General features: G+C 28.5%; 1 protein-coding gene and 2 tRNA genes. All 3 read right to left on the bottom strand.

Annotated elements, in window-relative coordinates:
- Positions 1-542: 542 nt before the first annotated feature.
- Positions 543-974: an IS200/IS605 family transposase gene (tnpA, locus tag KYD98_RS17990; RefSeq protein WP_219781423.1), complete on the bottom strand. Its 432-nt coding sequence runs from the start codon at positions 972-974 to the stop codon at positions 543-545.
- A gap of 417 nt (positions 975-1,391) precedes the next feature.
- Positions 1,392-1,468 (bottom strand) — tRNA-Arg (locus KYD98_RS17985).
- Between the two features lie 49 nt (positions 1,469-1,517).
- Positions 1,518-1,591 (bottom strand) — tRNA-Gly (locus KYD98_RS17980).

The following is a 1,591-nucleotide window of genomic DNA, read 5'->3' as shown; positions in this document are numbered from 1 at the left end:
AAGAATTGCTGGTTTACTTAAATGTATTTTTTATATTCTGTTCAATTTTCAAAGACCATTTTCTTTCGCTTCAACTTTCGTTGTCGACTTTTGTTTTAAGTTGTCACCATTAAGCGACTTCCTTATATTATCATCTTACGAAATTTCTGTCAACACTTTTTTTCAAACTATTAAGTGTTTTTTCATCATCTCTCGCGACGACAAGATTTATTCTATCACACTATGTAGCATTCCCTTATTTATTATTACCAATTTAAATGAAATATATCTTAAATATTTTATTTTTTATCATATTTCTCATTTTTTCATATATTGATACACTAGGATAAGTTTTTTAATTATATCTGATATAATAGTATTAATTCTTCATATACTACTAAATTTTTAACATTTATTAGTATTTTAAAATAATTAAACTACTCACCTACTAAAGTAGGTGGATTTAAGGTATAAATACCTTAGACTGAAAGTCAATGCTCTTTAAGGATTAATCCTTCTGAAAGGACATTAGCTAAAGCAACCTAAAGAGCATTGACTAAAACTCATTCTTCTATCTTAAATATATTTTCGTTATTATTAAGTTCTTGACTTTCTATATATCTTTTTATTGTTTCTTCTGTAACACTTCCAACTGTTGCACAAAAGTATCCTCGTGCCCATAAATGCTGCCCCCAGTATCTCTTTTTTAATTCTGGAAATTCATCTTGTATTAATCTTGATGATCTATCTTTCAAATATTGCACAATTTTACTGGGAGCGATGCTCGGAGAACATCCCCAAAGCATATGCACATGATCTTTTCCAATACTTCCTCTAACAATTGTAATTTGCCTTGCTTCACAACCTTGTCTTATTAATTCTCTTAATCTAGATGATATATGCTTATTTAATACTTTATACCTATATTTTGTTACCCATATTACATGATATTTTATATCATATACCGTATGACTTCTTTTATTATATTCCTCCATACTAATCACATCCTTTTTAATTAGTATGGTCACATTTATAATTTCTTAAAAGCCTAAAAGCTGATACCGTCTAAAGACGGTGGTTTTAAACCACGCGAATAGAAAATAAACTAAATTCTTTGTACTATAATAACGCGTTATAATATGCATTTATTATGTATTTTACTCTAACAAATATTATATTTTATTTATCAATGCTATAATATCAGTTAACTTTTCAAATAGTTCTTTAGATATTATTTAGTAAAATCACACCTGAACAGTTGACTTATTGATCGTTAATAAGCAAAATGATTAAAAATGTGTAGTTTAACAAAAAAATTATTTAATTTTTATTTATATATTAAATTTTCTACGGTATAAAAAATAATACCAACGGTTTATAATAACTATAAATCGTTGGTATTACTTATTTAATGGTGCACCTAGCAAGATTCGAACTCGCGGCCTGTGGATTCGAAGTCCAACGCTCTATCCAACTGAGCTATAGATGCATATATATTTTATTATAACAAAAAAACAACTGATGTCAGTTGTTTTCAATGGAGCGGGTGATGAGAATCGAACTCACGTAACTAGCTTGGAAGGCTAGGGCTCTACCATTGAGCTACACCCGC

This window comes from Clostridium weizhouense, assembly GCF_019431045.1.
In the GTDB taxonomy this organism is placed as follows: Bacteria; Bacillota; Clostridia; order Clostridiales; family Clostridiaceae; genus Clostridium; species Clostridium weizhouense.
The sequence above is the reverse complement of the archived record's forward strand: the minus strand, read 5'-3'. Positions and strand labels throughout refer to the sequence as shown.

Bases quoted from the DNA above. Each gene is read 5' to 3' on its own strand.
- tnpA (WP_219781423.1), bottom strand. From the start codon at position 974: ATGGAGGAATATAATAAAAGAAGTCATACGGTATATGATATAAAATAT.